Origin of the sequence: Anaerophaga thermohalophila str. Valhall (assembly GCF_000250735.1) — a bacterium.
Taxonomy (GTDB): Bacteria; Bacteroidota; Bacteroidia; order Bacteroidales; family Marinilabiliaceae; genus Anaerophaga; species Anaerophaga thermohalophila_A.
This window is the reverse complement of record NZ_AHZV01000155.1, coordinates 1-17,493: the sequence shown is the minus strand read 5'-3', so window position 1 is coordinate 17,493 and position 17,493 is coordinate 1. Positions and strand designations below refer to the sequence as shown.

Here is a 17,493-nt window from a genome sequence, read left to right as displayed (position 1 = left end):
GTAAAGCAGAGCAGCTTAACGCCAATCCGCCTCCAAAGCAAAAACAAAAATAAAAGCCCGACAAGGGTAATTTAAAATAAAGCATAGTGCCATGAAAATAAGATTCCATATAATTGCTTTGTTGGTTTTGACAGTATTGGGCAGCTTATCCTCCATTTCAGCCCAAAACGAACGTCGTTTTATCCGTAAAGGGCACGAATACTATGAAAATGAAGAATATGTAGAATCAGAAGTGGAGTTTAGAAAAGCCCTGGAAAAAGACCCGGAAAGTTTCGAGGCCCGTTTTAATCTTGGAGATGCTTTGTTTAAGCAGGAAAAAATTGATGAAGCGCTTGAACAGTTTCAGGCTATTAGAAACAACACAGATGACAGGCAGAAAATATCCAATGTTTATCACAATATTGGAAATGCCTTCTTTGCAAGACAGGAATATGAAAAAAGTATAGAAGCATACAAAGAAGCGTTACGTAACGACCCTGATGATAATGAAACCAGGTATAATCTGATTGTCGCTCAAAAAATGTTGAAAGAACAACAGCAAAATAAACAGGATCAGGAACAAGAGGAACAGGAACAAGAGAAACAAGAGCAAGAACAAGAACAAGAACAAGAACAGCAGCAGCAAGAACAGCAGCAACAGCAACAACAGCAACAGATTTCCAAAGAAAATGCTGAACGAATTCTCAAATCGCTGGATGAAAATGAAAAAGAACTTCAGGAGCGCCTGCGAAAAGCAAAACAGCAACAACAAAAGAAAACTGAAAAAAATTGGTAACGGCAGAAGTGTTATATCTTTGGATAAAAAAATCACCTTTATTGAAACAGGCTTCTGAGAAATTATTGATTGCACAAACAGCTATGAACTCATATTCGAAGAAACAAGTCAGCGGCTTTGACCATTCAAAGCTTCCCATAAGATCAGGACTCAATTTAAAAGGTTCCATTCCTGGTTCTACGATAAAAATGGAACGCTTTTTATTATTGTTTCTGGCATTTATGAGTATTTCTCTGAAAAGTACAGCACAGGATGCGGAGTTCAAGGCCTCCGCTCCTAACGCGGTTGTTCAGGGACAAAAATTTCAACTGGTATACTCTGTCAACAAAGAAGGCCAGGATCTGAGGGTTCCGGATATGTCACCTTTTAACATACTGATGGGCCCAACAATGTCGCAACGTTCTTCTGTCCAAATCATAAATGGAAAAGTAAGCCGAGAACAGGAATACTCCTACACTTATATCCTTAAATCGGAACAAACAGGGACTTTTACAATTCCCTCAGCCACAATTGAAATTGAAGGAAAACAATATAAATCAAACAGCGTTACTATTAAAGTTGTTGAAGCTGAAGATGAAACCACCCGTTCTCAACAGGAAACAACCAATGATGCCACATCGGGGGCAATCAGTGACAGCGATCTTTACATTACAATGCAGGCCAACAGGACTAATGTTTATCAAAGTCAGCCTGTTCTGATAACAACCAAAATATATACCCGGGTCAATCTGGAAGGAATCTCCGATATTCAACATCCTTCGTTCAGAAGTTTCATTGCAGAAGACCTCTCTCAAGACGAAAGAATTGAATGGACACTGGAAAACATTAATGGAAGAACTTACCGTGTGGGTACTTACAATCGTAAAATTGTTTACCCTCAACGAAGCGGCTCACTGAAAATAGAGCCTATTTCTATAGAATTTCTGGTGAGAATCAGACAATCCAGGCAGTCTACAAACATTTTTGACAACTTTTTCGACACACATCGCACCATCAAAAAAACAGTCACCTCAGATGGATTAACAATTAATGTAAAACCCTTGCCTACCCCTGAACCAGATAATTTTTCAGGCTTTGTCGGCAACCTGGATATGTCGGTTTCCGCATCGGAAAAGACCGTTAACGTTAATGACGGGGTTACCATTAAGACTGTGTTGAGCGGAACCGGAAACCTGAAAACAGCAGGCGATCCCGAAATAAGCCTCCCCCCGGATTTTGACGTTTTTGATCCGGAAATAACATCCAATTATTCGGCAACATCATCGGGACACAAGGGAACAAAAACCTATGAGCAACTGATTATTCCAAGACATTCGGGAACATTTGAAATACCACCAGTCGAGTATGTCTATTTCGATCCAGCTATTGGTCAATACAGAACTCTTCGAAGCAGACCTATTGTTATTCAGGTGGAAGGAGAAGGTCAGGAACAAACAGAAAGTACAACAAGTGTATCAAGACCGGGTGCGAGCAACCGTGAAAGCGTTCAATTTTTGGGACAGGACATCCGCTACATTAAAACAAAAACGGAAAAGCTTAAACCGGCCAATACATTCTTTTTTGGATCATGGAAATTCTATCTCGGATACATTATACCGTTTGCTTTGTTCGTGGTCATCTCCATTCTCTACCGGCAAAAGATTAAAGAAAATGCCAATTTACAGCTCAAAAAGACCAAAAGAGCCAATAAAATGGCACGCAAAAGACTGAAAAAAGCTGCCCGTAATCTGAAATCCGGTTATAATGAAGCCTTCTATGAAGAATTATCCAAAGGGTTATGGGGCTACCTCAGCGACAAACTGGTTATACCCATTGCCGACCTTTCACGAGACAATATACGACTTGAACTTGATAAGCATGGAGCAAATCAGGATAACATTGACAAACTCCTCGATATACTCGACGCATGCGAATATGCACGCTATTCGCCTGCAGGCGCCGACAGTCAACGCGAAAATCTTTACAAAGAAGCGATCAATGTTATCAGCCGTCTGGAAAGAAGTATTAAAAAGAAAGTTGTTTAAATTAAAAATCATGAAAGCCATTATATTAACACTCACATTATCATTTATTTTCGGAATAAATACTTTCTCCCAGGATGACCGCTTTAAGCAGGGAAATGAGCTATATGCCAATGGTAATTTTGAAAAAGCCATTGAGGTGTATGAAAGTATTCTTCAGTCGGGACTCGAGAGTCCGGCTCTCTATTACAATCTCGGAAATGCCTATTACAAGACGGGAGAACTGCCCGAAGCCATTCTCAACTACGAACGAGCTTTATTGCTGGCACCGCAGGATGCAGATATCAGATACAACCTCGAATTGGCCTATGAACAAACAGCAGACAAAATTGATAAAGTGGAAGTTTTCTTCCTGACCAAGTGGTTCCGCAGTATTCGAAATCTGAACGATTCGGACGGATGGGCTGTTTACTCGATAATTGCATTTGTTCTTTTCCTGATTGGTGCAGGTTTTTATCTGTTTGGAAGGAGTTCGGCAACAAAAAAAGCCGGCTTTTCGCTGGCTGTTATATTCCTGATTATCTCCGGAACAAGCTTTGGCTTCTCGTCGCACCAAAAAGAAAAACTGGTTGACCGGAGGCATGCTATCATCTTCACCCCTACGGTCAATATAAAAAGTTCACCCGACACAAGCGGAACCAACTTGTTTGTATTGCACGAAGGTACCAGGGTGGAGCTTATCTCAAAACTCGGAGAATGGTGGAATGTTCGCCTCCAGGATGGAAGCGAAGGTTGGATACATGAATCGGATGTGGAGGTGATTTGAGGGTAAGGTTGAGGTTGAGGTTGAGGTTGAGGCTGAGGTTGTGTTGAGACAGGAAAAAAGCCCGGTTTTCCCGGGCTTTTTTCTGTCGATAAATTTATTTTACAATTATTTTTTGCAATTTCGTGGTTCAGGCAAACAAAATGGCATTTACCATTTTTAAAGATACAATTATAAAGAAAACTACTCTCCCTCCTCGTTTTCTTATACAATTCAAAACGATTACTCTTCAAACCCAAGCTTCTCCAAAAGTGGTTCTATAGAAGGCTCCTGACCCCGGAATTTCTTATATTGCTCCATTCCTTCACCCTCACCAACTTCTGCAAGACAGTGCTTCCGGAATTTGGCTGCCAGTTCTTTATTAAATATGTCCCCAGTTTGCTTAAAAGCATAAAAAGCATCTGCATCAAGAACTTCGGCCCATTTGTATACATAATAGCCGGCCGAATATCCGCCACTGAAGATATGCGCAAAATAGGTAGAACGGTAACGGGGAAGAATTTCCGGAATCAGACCGATCTCATTCATTGATTCATCCTCAAAAGCATTAACATCCTCCACATTAACCGGATGCTGAAGTGTATGCCAGTCCATATCAAGCAACGACGCTGCCAGATATTCCACGTTGGCAAATCCCTGGTTGAACAAGCTACTGTTCTCAAGCTTTTCAACCAGCTCGTCAGGAATGGTTTCACCTGTTTGGTAATGCTTTGCATAATGACGAATTACCTCCGGTTCTGCAGCCCAATTCTCCATAATCTGAGAGGGAAGTTCTACATAATCGCGAGGTACTTCACCGGCAGTGCGGTCATATTTCCCTTTAGTAAAGAGTCCGTGCAGAGCATGTCCAAATTCGTGGAAAAGGGTATTCACCTCGTCCCAGCTCAATAAAGAAGGAGTGGTTCCGGTAGGTTTGGTGAAATTACAAACAATGGATGACAGTGGAGCAATGCGTTCATCCTTTTCATGATCCCAGCCAGCTCCTCTGAAAGAAGTACACCATGCCCCCACACGCTTGCTTTCACGCGGAAAATAATCAAGGTATAACAATCCAATATGTGAACCGTCATTTTCCTTTACCTCAAAAACCTCGACATCCTCATGATAAACAGGGACGTTGTCAAGCTTTTCAAAAGTAATTCCATATAGTTGATTGGCTACCCAGAACATTCCGTCGCGCACATTCTCAAGCTGAAAATAGGGTTTCAGTTGTGATTCATCCAGGTCATACTTTTGTTTCCGCAACTTCTCGGCATAGTACCACCAGTCCCATGGCGCCAGGTCAAAATCTCCACCTTCGCTATCTATAATGGCTTGCATCTGCTCCCTTTCTTCCTTTGACTTCTTCAATGCCGGCTCCCATAATTTAAGCAGAAAATCATATACCTTTTGTGGTTCTTTGGCCATATTAACGTCAATCACATAATCGGCATGATTTTCAAAACCTAACAATTGAGCACGTTCTGCACGAAGCGCTACCATTTCCTTAATAATATCCTTATTATCATATTCGTTTCCTCTGTCACAACGCATGAAATAACCCCGGTACAACTTTTCACGAAGATCGCGGTTTTCGGCATAGGTCAGGAATGGTAACATACTTGGTTTTTGAACGGTAAACAGCCATTTTCCTTCATGCCCGGCCTCAGTGGCAGCTTCGGCGGCAGCTTCTTTCACTCCTTCAGGCAAACCGGCAAGATCAGTTTCATCTTCAATAATCAACTCAAAATTTTCGTTGGTTTCGGCCAGCAAATTCTCGCCAAATTCAAGCGTAAGAGTAGACAAACGCGTGTTTATCTCCTTTAGTCTCTCCTGATCTTCCCCTTCAAGCAAGGCTCCATTACGTACAAAATCTTCATAATATTTGGTAACCACCCTTTTCTGAGAGTCATCCAACTCAGAAGACTCCAGATTTTCATAAACCGACTTTACCCGCTCGAAAAGTTTCATGTTCATCATTATGTTATCGTTATGCTCCGACAACATGGGAGAAACTTCGCGGGCAATAGCCTGGATACTGTCATTGGTATCCGCCGACCTCAAGTTAAAGAAAACACGGCTGACTTTGTATAAAAGCTTTCCCGACTGGTCGAAAGGAAGAATGGTATTTTCAAAAGTCGGTGCCTCACTACTATTAACAATCGCATCAATTTCAGCTTCGTGGTGTTTTATCCCTTCTTTAAAAGCAGGCATATAATGCGATTCATCAATTTCATTAAAGGGAGGCGTTTCAAAAGGAGTATCATACACGGTAAAGAAGGGATTGGTTTTGTCCTCCGTCTCCGATTGACAGGCTGTCATAAATAAAAGAGCCATAGGTAAAAGAAAAAATTTCCTCATAATTAAAATTTTTAGTAGCCCGGAAACCGATAGATATCTTACTGAATCACAGGCTCAGGTTGAATTTTACAGTTTTTAGTTACATGACTATCAAAAATACACAAAATGATTAAAACGGACAATGACTTATATTAGAATGAGAGAATGAGAGAATGGGAGAACGGGAGAATGATATTATGATGCAATGGTTAGAGAGTGAAAATGGTGGATATAAGTGTAGATCAGCCGTATGTTCCGAGAGCGGAGCCAACTCAGGTCTGGCGAATTCTTTAACTCTCGCCTCCCACGGTTTAGATACTTGTAAATCTGTTCAATGTTGCTTTGTCCTCATGAACGACGAAATGAAAGCCCCTCGATCGGAATCGAGGGGCCGCAGTTTCTTTATCGTAGATTAGTAATTCCCGGGCAAGTCCCCAAACAAATGGAAGTACTTTTGTAGACAGACACTAATCTGCTTATATCAAATCAATGCTTCGTTTCACAAAGCGGTTCAGAGCCTCACCTTTCAGCATATTATTGGAAAGAAGAGCCAGGTCAATTAATTGCGAAACCAGTTTATTTTTGGAAGCAAAATCTTTCAGAGCTTCTTCTTTCTTATTTTTCAGCTCGCTAATTTTCTTTTCAACATCTTCCAGTTCTTCTTTTTCAGCCTGGGGAACTTCTTCATCTTTCTTGCCTTCTTTTGCTTTTTCCAGCTCGGATTTTCTTGCCTCCAGACTTTGCATTTTGCTTCTTAAGCTGTTAACGGTTTCGCCTGCTTCTTTTTCACAATCGTCTACAATGCGACGGATAAGTTTATGATTTCCGTTGACAACAAGATTGTAACTATCCGGCATATCGCCATAGAACATCATCGGGCCACCGCCGGTCTGGCTCATCTCCTTCATTCTCCTCATAAATTCCTGCTGAGTTATCATAACAGGCTTATCCTGGTCTGATAATGCTTCAAAAGATACCACAAAATTGGCCTTTTCAATGTTCGGAACCTGAGACTTGAAAATGGTGGTAAGGTTATCTTTCTCTTCATCTGAGAGATTCAACTCATTCTGCTCTTCTTTGGGAATAAGCTTTTCTGGAACATCACTGTCCACTCTTACAAAGCGTGCTTTTTCAAACTTCTGTTCCAGATGGTTGATAAAATGGGTATCCAGTTGCCCGTCCATCAGCAGCACATCATAACCTTTGTTTTTAGTCAGCTTCTATGAAGGAGAACTGATCTTCCTTATCAGTTGCATATAAATATACAAGTTGTTTGTCTTTATCGGTCTGATTATCTTTTATGATGTTCTTATATTCTTCAAAAGTAAAATACTTACCGTCGGTATTTTTCAGCAGAGCAAATTTTTGGGCCCGATCATAAAATTTTTCATCGGTGAGCATTCCATACTCTATGAAAATTTTCAGATCGTCCCACTTTTCTTCAAATGAGTTCCGTTCGTTGCGGAAAATTTCATCCAGGCGGTCGGCTACTTTTTTTGTAATGTGGCTGGATATCTTTTTTACATTAGAATCACTTTGAAGATACGATCTGGAAACATTAAGCGGAATATCCGGCGAATCGATCACCCCGTGTAGAAGCGTAAGAAATTCAGGAACGATTCCTTCCACCGAATCGGTAACATATACCTGATTACAGTATAACTGTATCTTATTCCTCTGTATTTCGATATTGTTCCTGATCTTTGGAAAATACAGAATACCGGTAAGGTTAAACGGATAATCTACATTCAGGTGAATATTAAACAGCGGGTCTTCGGCCATGGGATAAAGATCGCGGTAAAACTTCTTGTAATCTTCATCCTTCAGATTGGCCGGTGGCTGTGTCCACAGGGGATTTGTATCATTAATAATATTGTCCTCCTCTGTTTCGACCTCCTTGCCGTCTTTCCATTCGGTTTTTTTGCCAAAAGCAACAGGAACCGGAAGGAAGCGACAATACTTTTTCAAAAGACGATTAATCTCGTCTTTATTGACAAAATGCTTGTTTTCATCATCAATATGCAGAATTATGTCGGTACCCCTCTCCTTTTTGTCGATTTCTTCGATGGTATATTCCGGACTTCCGTCACATTCCCATTTCACTGCCTGTGCGCCTTCCTGATATGAGAGTGTATGAATTTCAACTTTTTTCGAAACCATGAAAGATGAATAAAAGCCCATACCAAAATGTCCGATAATGGCATTGGCATCTTTTTTATACTTTTCAAGGAAATCATTGGCACTTGAGAAGGCTACCTGGTTGATATATTTATCAATCTCTTCGGCTGTCATGCCAATACCCCTGTCGGAAATGGTTATGGTTTTTTTCTTCTCGTCAAATGAAATACGAATGGTAGTATCTCCCACCTCGCCTTTGTAATCGCCAAGGCGTGCAAACGTGTTCAGTTTTTGCGTGGCATCAACCGCATTTGAGACCAACTCACGCAGGAAAATTTCATGATCGGAATAAAGATATTTCTTGATAATTGGAAAGATGTTCTCAGTACTTACACCAATTTTCCCTTTTTGCATAGCTGTAATTGTTTAAATGGATTATACAGAATTTTGCGTCAGAAAAAACAAAGGCTATGCCAAAGGTCAGATACTGACAGATAGACAGTCGTTACAGATTAATCTGTCAGAAAGGAAGCTTCTTCATGGTCGATCCGGGCAAGGAGGTCTTCAATGCTCCTTAATTTATGGGTTTTCCCCGAAGGTCCTGTTAGCAGATATTCACGATGCCCGTCGGATTTAATTTCCACCTTAAATCCTGAAAACGGCTCATCCGAAGCAGCAAAACCTCGTCTGGCCAGGGCACGACTCACCCATTTGTATTCAATGCCCTTTCCGATAAGACGAATGGTCTTAACTTGCTGTTTGCCAACGGTAAACTGACCTGTATTGTTATCGAACAATATCCCCTCTCTCTCAAAGAAACGCCTGAATTCATTTGAGAGAACAAGGTCTTCGGGGGTACCGGTCTCCATGTCTTTCCCTTCTGCCAGAAGCCAGATTTTATCAGCCATTTGAAGAGCCAGGTCGAGATCGTGTGTTGACAAAAGGATGCCCTTTTTTCGTTCATGAGCCAGTTTTCGTAAAAGATGCATTATTTCAATACGACTGGGCAAATCCAAAAAGGCCGTAGGTTCATCAAGTACAATAAGCGGTGTTTCCTGCACGAGTGCCTTTGCAATCATTACTTTTTGACGCTCTCCGTCACTTATGTTGGTAATCATCCGTTCTTCGAACCCTTCGAGGCCAACAGCAGTTAAGGCATCCTGTACTTTCCGGGCATCCGAATGTTTCATTCGTCCGAAGAATCCTGTATAAGGCGTACGCCCCAGCGAAACCAGGTCAAAAACCGTCATATTTGAAACAACAATGCGTTCGGTCAAAACCACGCTGACAAGCAAAGACATTTGCCGGTTCGATATTGAAGAAATTGTACGATCTCCCAAAAAAACCTCTCCGCCAAGCATTGGAATAAACCCACACAAAGTCTGGAGTAAAGTAGATTTTCCGGAACCATTGGGACCTAAAAGGCAAACAAATTCACCAGCTTCAAGTTTTACATTAATCCCCGAATGAAGAATATGTTTTCCCTGCCTCGGATGATTATACCCGATGGAAAGGTTATTGGTAGATATTAATGGTTGATTACCTGATACATTTAATTGCATTGCACAATTCTTTAGTTGTCCTTCAATACTGTTAAATCCCGGGAATTCTCAAATTTCTACGTCGCAGTATTACTGAGATAACCACCGGAGCACCAATAATACTTGTGACCGCGTTAATGGGCAAAGCTCCGTCGAAGCCAGGCAGGCGTGCTATTAAATTAGAAAACAGAGCAACCGCCATTCCCGATAAAATAACTGCAGGGAGTAACACCTTATGATCGGATGTCCGGAAAAGCCCTTTTGTCAGATGCGGAACTGCCAGCCCCAGAAAAGCAATAGGTCCACAAAAAGCTGTAATAGAAGCCGTAAGCAACCCCGTGCATAAAATAATCAACAGCCTCGAAAGCCGGATATTGACTCCCAGATTGCCGGCATATTGTTCGCCCAATAACATAACATTCAACGGTTTAACAAGAAAAAAAGCCCCCAATAACCCCAACAAGACAACAGGAAATAACACCCACATCTGAGACCAGCTGACAGTTGAAAAACTACCCAAACCCCAAATTACATAAGCATGCACATCTTCCTTCATACTATAAAACTTCAGAATCCCAATTAAGGCAGATGCGGCATAGCCCACCATGATTCCCAATATAAGCAACATGGCATTATCTCTCAAATGTCGTGACAAAACGAGCACCAGAGCCAAAACGAGTGACGCACCGGCAAAAGCAGCCATCGCTACAGAAAGATGACCTGCCCAACCTAAATGACTCAGAGCTATTCCCCCAATCTTTCCGGCAAACAAAAGTACAATGGCAACACCAAGACCGGCTCCCGAACTAATGCCCAAAATGGATGGCCCGGCCAATGGATTTCGAAACAGAGTCTGCATTTGAAGTCCTCCAACGGCCAGTCCCGCTCCAGCCAATATTGCCGTTGTTGTCTGCGGCAGACGACTTTTCAGAACAATCAGTCGCCAACTCTCATTATCAGAGCCTTTCCCGACCAATATCTCCAATATTTCTTCAACGGGAATGCCAACAGAACCAAAAACAAGGTTGAGCAAGAACAATGAAAATGATAATAAAAACAAGATGGCCAACCAAAAAAAAGTGATCTGACGCCCCGACAAATATGTTGATAAAATTTTCTGCATGAATCATTCCTTCAGTAGGTGAAAATAAGCAGGTTCGTAGCCGGGAAAATGGTCCGGATGAAAATAGAATGCCAAATCTTTCAGGACAAGATCAGGCTCAATGATTCCTTTTTCAAAAAAACCGGAATAGTTTGTGTTGGTGACCAGGACATTTTCCTTCTTAAAAGCTTCAAAGCCGGTGTAACGTTCGTCCATCCGGGCAAGGTCAGACATAGTAAACCGGCCGGAATGATTGACTGTCAGTACCCAGAAGTCACTTGAATAAAAGTCGTTGAACACAGTTTCAAAATCCAATGCCAAAGAACCTGTTCCCGGGCGTTCACTATATAAATAATCTGCTCCCGCATCTTCAAAAAGCGTCGCCATAAAGCTGTCGCCGGCAGGCATGTACCAAACATCGTTAAAAAGGTAGCCGGTCATCACAGAAGATCTGTCAATGGTTCCTTTCACTTCTTCTTTAACGGTCTGGTAACGCTTCTCTATTTTATTAAAAGTGCCAAGCGCTTCATTCTCCCTGTCAAAAAATGCACTAAAGAAAATCAACCATTCTGCCCTTCCAAGAGGAGTAACCTCCAGATAACTGGCATCATTAATCACCAGCAATCCGGCATCGATAAGCGGGCCATACCGATTGTCTTTAAAAGGTGAGACAAAAACAAATTGAGGAGCAGAATCCAGCAACACTTCAACATCTGCAGAAGCAGCCATTCCTACATTCCTGATATTCCCCTCGCGAACCCCTTTCTGAACGAACGAATTGGAAATATACATGGGTTCAGCTACACTCCCAAGGGTTTCCAGCACCCCAATTTTTTCCGCAAACTCAATCTGTGTTGATGAAAAGGCCGACCAATTCCTGACCGGATACCGGACATAATCTATTTCGGCCGGTTTATATTTCACGGGGCACTCTCCTGGCCCAACCAAAACATACTTGCCTACCGCATCTGAATTCCATGGATCTTCTACATGAATCAGTTTTAAGTCACCATAATACGCAATAGAAAAACCCTTTGCATAGGCAGGCACATACAAGGAATCGGGCTCCTGTTCTTCAAAAAGGCCGGAAACTGTGTTTTGTTTGGTGCCGGAATAGCATGAAGAAAGCAAAACAATGAGTACAAGGCTGCTAAGACAATGTTTTAATACCATCACTTTATCTCCCGAAAGCTTTATGTTGGTTAAAGAAACCGTGTACAGGCAGGTCTTCTGGCTTTCCCTGTTGTAACGCCTTCCCGGAGACAGAATTCAATGATCAATGATCAATGATCAGAGTTCTCAATGATTAGTTATTAATGACGTAGTAACTTTTCCATCAATAATTTGGTAACTGATCATTGATCATTGGTAACTGATCATTGAACCTTGTTTCCAGTGGCAATTAATGTTACAACCATAAAACGGGATTACAGCTGCGGGTACAGCTCCGGACTCTCGGCACAAAATGCGGATCACCGGATTCCCTGTTAGGCATATAGCACCTGTTACACTTGTGCAAAATTACAATAATTCGCAACAATAACAACAACACTTATTCCCTGTTTCGAAGCTCCACATCCTCTATCAACATCCATTTGCCTTCCTGATAATCGAGAGCATCGTAAGAAAAATCGGGGCCGTAATAACTCCTGTCTCCTTCAAATACCGGTTCCATCGGGGCCAAATGGTCCATTGTAATCATTTTTTCCTTTTTGTCGTACCTCAACATCATTTCGGCCCGGTTGCTGTACTCAAAAACAAGTCTCTTCTTCAGGCGACCATTAATATTAAAGAGCGGGGCCCCGAAACACGGAGTACCTTCTTCGGAAAAATACAACGCATCCACAATTCGCATTTTTGAAAATGCATCGTTTCCGTTATATCCCAAAAGAGTATAATATGTTTTCTTGTTATGAATGACCGGGATAACATCATAATAAACAGCTCCATACCAATCGGGGTAAGATAGGTCAGAAAACTCCGGTTGACCGGTTTCTCTGAATTTGTCATTAAGCTGAAAAACTTTAACATCTTCATCTTCCTGATAAGTAGCAATAACACCATAAAAATGATGGTCTCCCATCCTTTCCTCAACATTCCATGTAACAATCTTCAACCCCTCACCAGGCAAGAGCAACGTTGAAAGTCCTGAAAATCCTGAAAAGTTATTCAGGAACAACTCCGCATTCTCCATTAAAAAAGCAATCCGCTGTTGTATTTCTGCAGAAATGGTAAATATTGCTTCCTCCCCTCTTGTCCTTGAAAGAATAGCTAAGTTAACCTCTGTTTCAAGGTCAGGAATATTCAATAGCTTCTCTTTACCGGAATATATATCGAGATACACGATGGTATCTTTATCAAACTGCTTTTCCTGCACGGAAAGTGACCATTCGTCTTCGAACTGCAAAGAAATTTCTCTGGAGAATGCAAATGCCCTGTCTGCGTTATGATCCTGAAGACAATAAAGCAATCTGTAAGGTTGGGTCTCAAACGGAACAATTGCAGCAAAAACCGAAAATTGCCCGTTGAGACTGGTTTCGCCCTTCCAGCCGGGCAAAAGGGACACTGAATCGGGGTAAACGCCATCACTCTCGATGAACCCTTCTATAGAACGACGAAGAGATATTTCCGTGTAATCTTTTTCATTATCATCGGCATTCCGATATTTCTGCCATTCTGTTAAGAGCTTTTGATAATTTTGTCCGAATGCGGAAAACCCGCTCACATAAAAAAAAAGCAAAATCAGTACAGAACGACCAAACATACTTCAAAACTTTTAATTATCTATATTTTTAAATACTTTTGCATCTACAATTCAATCTAACAAATAGCATGCAAAACAACGATAACGATCAAAGAGAAAACAAAGAAAGAAAAAAAATGCCACGATTGTTACGGATAGGTCTGGGAATAATAATAGGTGGTGGTCTGGGATACGCCTACTATTATTTTATAGGTTGCAATGGCGGCACCTGTCCCATAACCAGCAATCCATGGAACAGCACCATAACGGGAATGGTACTGGGCCTGATATGGACAATCAAATAAATCTGCCGCGTTTCGAAATCAGTCCCAGTTCAGAATAACTTTTCCGCAATTTCCTTCCTCCATAATATCGAATCCTTTCTGGAAATCGTCGATATGGAAGCGATGCGTAATCATTGGAGATATATCCAGCCCCGACATAAGCATTTGTTCCATGTGGTACCAGGTCTCGAACATTTCGCGACCATATATACCTTTCAGAATTAGTCCTTTGAAGATAATTGTATTCCAATCGACAACAGTTGATGAAGGCAGAATGCCAAGTAAAGAAATTTTACCGGAATTGTACATGTGCGCAAGCATCTGATTAAATGCCGCTTCCGAACCGGAACATTCGAGACCGATGTCAAACCCAATCATTCCCAATTCATTAATCACATCGGTCAAACTTTCTTCCAAAGGATTAATAACTTTTGTAGCGCCCATTTTTCGTGCCAGCTCAGCCCGGTATTCATTAATTTCCGTAGCAACTACGTATCGTGCCCCTGCAAATCTGGCAACAGCTACACTCATACTGCCTATCAGACCTGCTCCTGTAACCAATACATCCTCTCCTATCAAGGGAAAAGAAAGAGCAGTATGCGTGGCATTCCCCAATGGGTCCATAATGGCCACAATCTCATCAGGAATTTGCGGATTTATTTTCATTACATTATTGGATGGTACTTTCACGTATTCGGCAAAGGCACCGTCAATATTAACACCAATCCCAACCGTTCTCTCACAAATATGCTGCCGGCCACGTCTGCAATTACGACAATGGCCACAAGCAATATGTCCCTCTCCGGTAACGCGGTCACCCTCCTTTACATTTGTCACTTCCGAACCAACCGCTGCCACATATCCGACATACTCATGACCGATAATCATAGGCGTTCTGATGGTTTTTTGTGCCCACTCATCCCACTTGTAAATATGAAGGTCTGTGCCACAAATAGCACTTTTGGTAACGTTAATGATTACATCATTATGCCCCGGTTCGGGAACTGGTACTTCCTTCATCCATATTCCCTTTTCGGGTTTTAGCTTAACGAGCGCTTTCATGGTATCCATAAGGTAAAATATTGTCTGTAAAAATCATTGTTCACTTGTATCGTCCGAATAACAAATTTACAATTCGGATTTTCTCAAAAAAACAACAAACATCAGGTTTGACCACCAATTTGTTTTATTTCGGATAATCATTCAATACTCCGTTAAGCTTTTACAGATGTCTGGTAAGTTAAAGACGCCCAATTTGGACGTCTCTACCTCTCATAATAAAAACTTTGCGTTATTGCATCTCTGCGTTTAAGCTTTTTTTAACTGACTATTGTGTTATAATACAGTATATCAAGATTGTAAGAAACGAGCAGGGCAAGGCTTACCACAACAAGAACAGGTATTAGTTCTAACATGCGAGTTCCATCCGACCGAAAAAATAAATTTTATACGGATGAATCACCTTACAAATCTAACGATCTATTGTCATTAATAACGTCAAAATTTACCGGATATCCATAATTTCTTCTTCCAAAACAGATTGATTTATGCGGTCGAGATAATTATAAAATTCAATCTGTGAGCGAAAAGGTAACTCGCCCTTAGCCGGCTTTTTAAGATGATTATTCAGATCGTTATCAAGGATGCGCGCAGCACTGGTATCCTTCCACTGAAGCAAAAACATTTCTTTGAGCTGATTTTTCAGTTTTTCGTCATACACCGGGCAAGCCACTTCCACTCTTCTGTCGAGGTTGCGTGTCATCAGGTCGGCAGAGGCAATATAAACCTTTTCTCTTTCACCGGTACCGATAATATAAAACCGGCTATGCTCAAGAAGACGATCAATAAGTCCGATGCATGGAATCGGCTCTGAATTTTTATCGAAATCGGGAAGCATTGAAAACATTCCCCGCACGTTTAGCCGCACATCGACACCTGCTCGCCTGGCAGCATACAATTTTCGTATCATTTTATAATCGGCCAGGTTATTCAGTTTAATCCACAGGCGGGCATCCCCTCCCTCTTTGGCTATTTTTATCTCTCTGTTGATTAATTCGGTTAGTTTCTTCCTAAGATAAAAAGGAGAAACCAACAAATGGCTATATCGTGAAATCCGGTAATTCCGATCAAAAAAATCAAAAACCGAAGCCACTTCTTTGGCAATGCCCTCATGAGCTGTCATCAGCAGATGATCACTAAATACTTTGGCACTGTCTTCATTGAAATTACCGGTTCCAACGCAGGCATAACGAACCAACCTGTTGCCTTCCTTCCTTTCAACGAGGCAAAGCTTGGAGTGTACCTTCAATCCTTTTACACCATAAATGACTTTAACGCCGGCATCCTGCAGCTTATTGGCCCATTTTATATTGGGCAGCTCATCAAAACGGGCCTGTAATTCAAGAACGGCGGTAACCTTTTTCCCATTACGGGCAGCATTGATCAAAGCGTCCATAACGTTGGAATGCTTCGCCACGCGGTATATGGTTATTTTTAATTCCCTGACCAACGGATCGATACTGGCCTCACGGAGAAAATCAATAAAATGGAGAAAAGAATGATAAGGAAAATGAAGCAATATATCCCTCTGAGACAATACGGGAAATATGGACTTACCATTTGGATAATGCTCATGTCGGAGTGGCGGTAAAGGTTCATACAACATGTCAGGTCCCCCTATTTTAGGGAAGTCCATAAAGTCTTTAAAATTGTGGTAACGTCCCCCCTGGATAATGGCATCATCTTTTGTGAAATGCAACTTTTTTAACAATATCTCCAGTAAATCATCGGGCATTTCCTTGTCATAAACAAACCTTACAGGAGGGGCGTCTTTCCTCTTTTCAAGACTTTGAGCAATTGCACTCACGTAACTCTCTGATATATCATCATCTATATCAAGCTCAGCATCGCGGGTGAGCTTAAAGGTATACGCACCAATTTCATCAAAATCAAACATATAAAAGATATCTTTCAACTCGAAGCGAATGACATCATCAAGAAGTAAAATGCAGGTTGACCGCTCATTGGATGGAACAATAAAAAAGCGCCCCAACGCATCAACCGGTAGTTCAAGCAATGAATAAATGGCTTTCCCGGTAGCGTGATTTCTGAGGATTACACCTAGATAAATGGCATCATCTTTCAAATCAGGTAAATTTCTTCGCTTTGAGATAATGACGGGCATAAGCTTGGGCCTAACTTTATGCTCAAAAATACGCCTGACGTACTCTCCCTGTTTGTCATTAAGTGATTTTTCATCAAGCATGTACACGTTATGTGCTTCCAATTCCCGGATGATCTGCTCGTATGTGCGTCCAAACTCAACCCCCTGTTCTTTTACCAGGCGGTTTATTTCACGAAGCGTTTTACGGGGTGATGTCCCGTCGAATTCTGTATCCTTACCAAGCTGCACCAAACGTTTCAGCAAAGCCACCCGCACCCTGAAAAATTCATCCAGGTTATTGGAATAAATACCCAGAAACTTGATCCTTTCTATCAGGGGAACTTCCTTTCGTGAGGCCTCCTGTAATACTCGGGCATTAAAATAAAGCCAGCTTAATTCTTTGGAACGATATTTTGAGTACAGCATATACTTTGATGTTAAGTGGTCGTGCAATAGAAAAACTAAAATATATACATTTTGTTGATTTGTTCCAAAAAATAATAGGAACCTGATTTTTTATTGTTGGGTTAATATTATTGCAATTTGAACCTTTTTTGAAAAAAGGAGTTTTATATCTTAATAGTTTTTTAAAATGACTCATGAGTTCACTACTAAGCGTCTCATTTTGTCAATCTCATTATTGAGTTTGGTATAATAAGACATA

General features: G+C 41.3%; 13 protein-coding genes and 1 riboswitch. Of the genes, 4 read left to right on the top strand and 9 right to left on the bottom strand.

The features are described 5' to 3' along the window. Positions 1–91: 91 nt before the first annotated feature. Genes OQ5_RS0108175 through OQ5_RS0108165 form a run of 3 tightly spaced genes read left to right on the top strand, consistent with a single transcriptional unit; the run spans position 92 to position 3,562 of the window. Positions 92–775: a tetratricopeptide repeat protein gene (locus OQ5_RS0108175; RefSeq protein ID WP_016777023.1), complete on the top strand. Its 684-nt coding sequence runs from the start codon at positions 92–94 to the stop codon at positions 773–775. A 41-nt stretch (positions 776–816) separates the two neighbouring features. Beyond that, on the top strand, positions 817–2,799 hold the full coding sequence (locus tag OQ5_RS0108170; protein ID WP_255297447.1) for a BatD family protein: 1,983 nt from the start codon (positions 817–819) through the stop codon (positions 2,797–2,799). A gap of 10 nt (positions 2,800–2,809) precedes the next feature. After that, a complete protein-coding gene (locus OQ5_RS0108165; protein ID WP_026055179.1) occupies positions 2,810–3,562 on the top strand; it encodes a tetratricopeptide repeat protein in 753 nt (250 codons plus the stop codon). A 219-nt stretch (positions 3,563–3,781) separates the two neighbouring features. On the opposite strand, the gene OQ5_RS0108160 is transcribed toward OQ5_RS0108165, so the two are convergent. The 7 genes from OQ5_RS0108160 to OQ5_RS0108135 all read right to left on the bottom strand — a co-directional run bounded on the left by OQ5_RS0108160 (position 3,782) and on the right by OQ5_RS0108135 (position 13,403). Next, on the bottom strand, positions 3,782–5,899 hold the full coding sequence (locus tag OQ5_RS0108160; protein WP_016777020.1) for a M3 family metallopeptidase: 2,118 nt from the start codon (positions 5,897–5,899) through the stop codon (positions 3,782–3,784). Between the two features lie 455 nt (positions 5,900–6,354). Beyond that, positions 6,355–7,062 (bottom strand): hypothetical protein, encoded by a 708-nt coding sequence (locus OQ5_RS24480; protein WP_016777019.1) that lies wholly within the window; start codon positions 7,060–7,062, stop codon positions 6,355–6,357. 25 nt (positions 7,063–7,087) lie between these two features. Further along, positions 7,088–8,410 carry a molecular chaperone HtpG gene (gene htpG / locus OQ5_RS24475; protein WP_016777018.1) on the bottom strand — a complete coding sequence of 441 codons (1,323 nt, stop codon included), beginning with the start codon at positions 8,408–8,410 and terminating at the stop codon, positions 7,088–7,090. 98 nt (positions 8,411–8,508) lie between these two features. After that, a complete protein-coding gene (locus OQ5_RS0108150) occupies positions 8,509–9,558 on the bottom strand; it encodes an ABC transporter ATP-binding protein (protein WP_016777017.1) in 1,050 nt (349 codons plus the stop codon). A 31-nt stretch (positions 9,559–9,589) separates the two neighbouring features. Then, entirely contained in the window at positions 9,590–10,660 is a 1,071-nt protein-coding gene (locus tag OQ5_RS0108145) for an iron ABC transporter permease (RefSeq protein WP_016777016.1), read from the bottom strand. Between the two features lie 3 nt (positions 10,661–10,663). After that, positions 10,664–11,812, bottom strand: coding sequence for an ABC transporter substrate-binding protein (locus tag OQ5_RS0108140; RefSeq protein ID WP_016777015.1), 1,149 nt, complete (start codon positions 11,810–11,812; stop codon positions 10,664–10,666). A gap of 30 nt (positions 11,813–11,842) precedes the next feature. Beyond that, positions 11,843–12,169: riboswitch (cobalamin riboswitch) on the bottom strand. Positions 12,170–12,191: 22 nt separating this feature from the next. Next, a complete protein-coding gene (locus tag OQ5_RS0108135; RefSeq protein WP_016777014.1) occupies positions 12,192–13,403 on the bottom strand; it encodes a hypothetical protein in 1,212 nt (403 codons plus the stop codon). A gap of 68 nt (positions 13,404–13,471) precedes the next feature. On the opposite strand from OQ5_RS0108135, the gene OQ5_RS0108130 reads away from it, so the two are divergent. Further along, positions 13,472–13,687: a DUF6132 family protein gene (locus OQ5_RS0108130; protein ID WP_016777013.1), complete on the top strand. Its 216-nt coding sequence runs from the start codon at positions 13,472–13,474 to the stop codon at positions 13,685–13,687. A gap of 18 nt (positions 13,688–13,705) precedes the next feature. Here OQ5_RS0108130 and tdh read toward each other — a convergent pair whose 3' ends face one another. Both tdh and ppk1 read right to left on the bottom strand, forming a co-directional pair. Then, entirely contained in the window at positions 13,706–14,737 is a 1,032-nt protein-coding gene (tdh, locus tag OQ5_RS0108125; protein WP_016777012.1) for an L-threonine 3-dehydrogenase, read from the bottom strand. A gap of 433 nt (positions 14,738–15,170) precedes the next feature. Next, positions 15,171–17,255, bottom strand: coding sequence for a polyphosphate kinase 1 (ppk1, locus tag OQ5_RS0108120; RefSeq protein WP_016777011.1), 2,085 nt, complete (start codon positions 17,253–17,255; stop codon positions 15,171–15,173). Positions 17,256–17,493 lie beyond the last annotated feature (238 nt).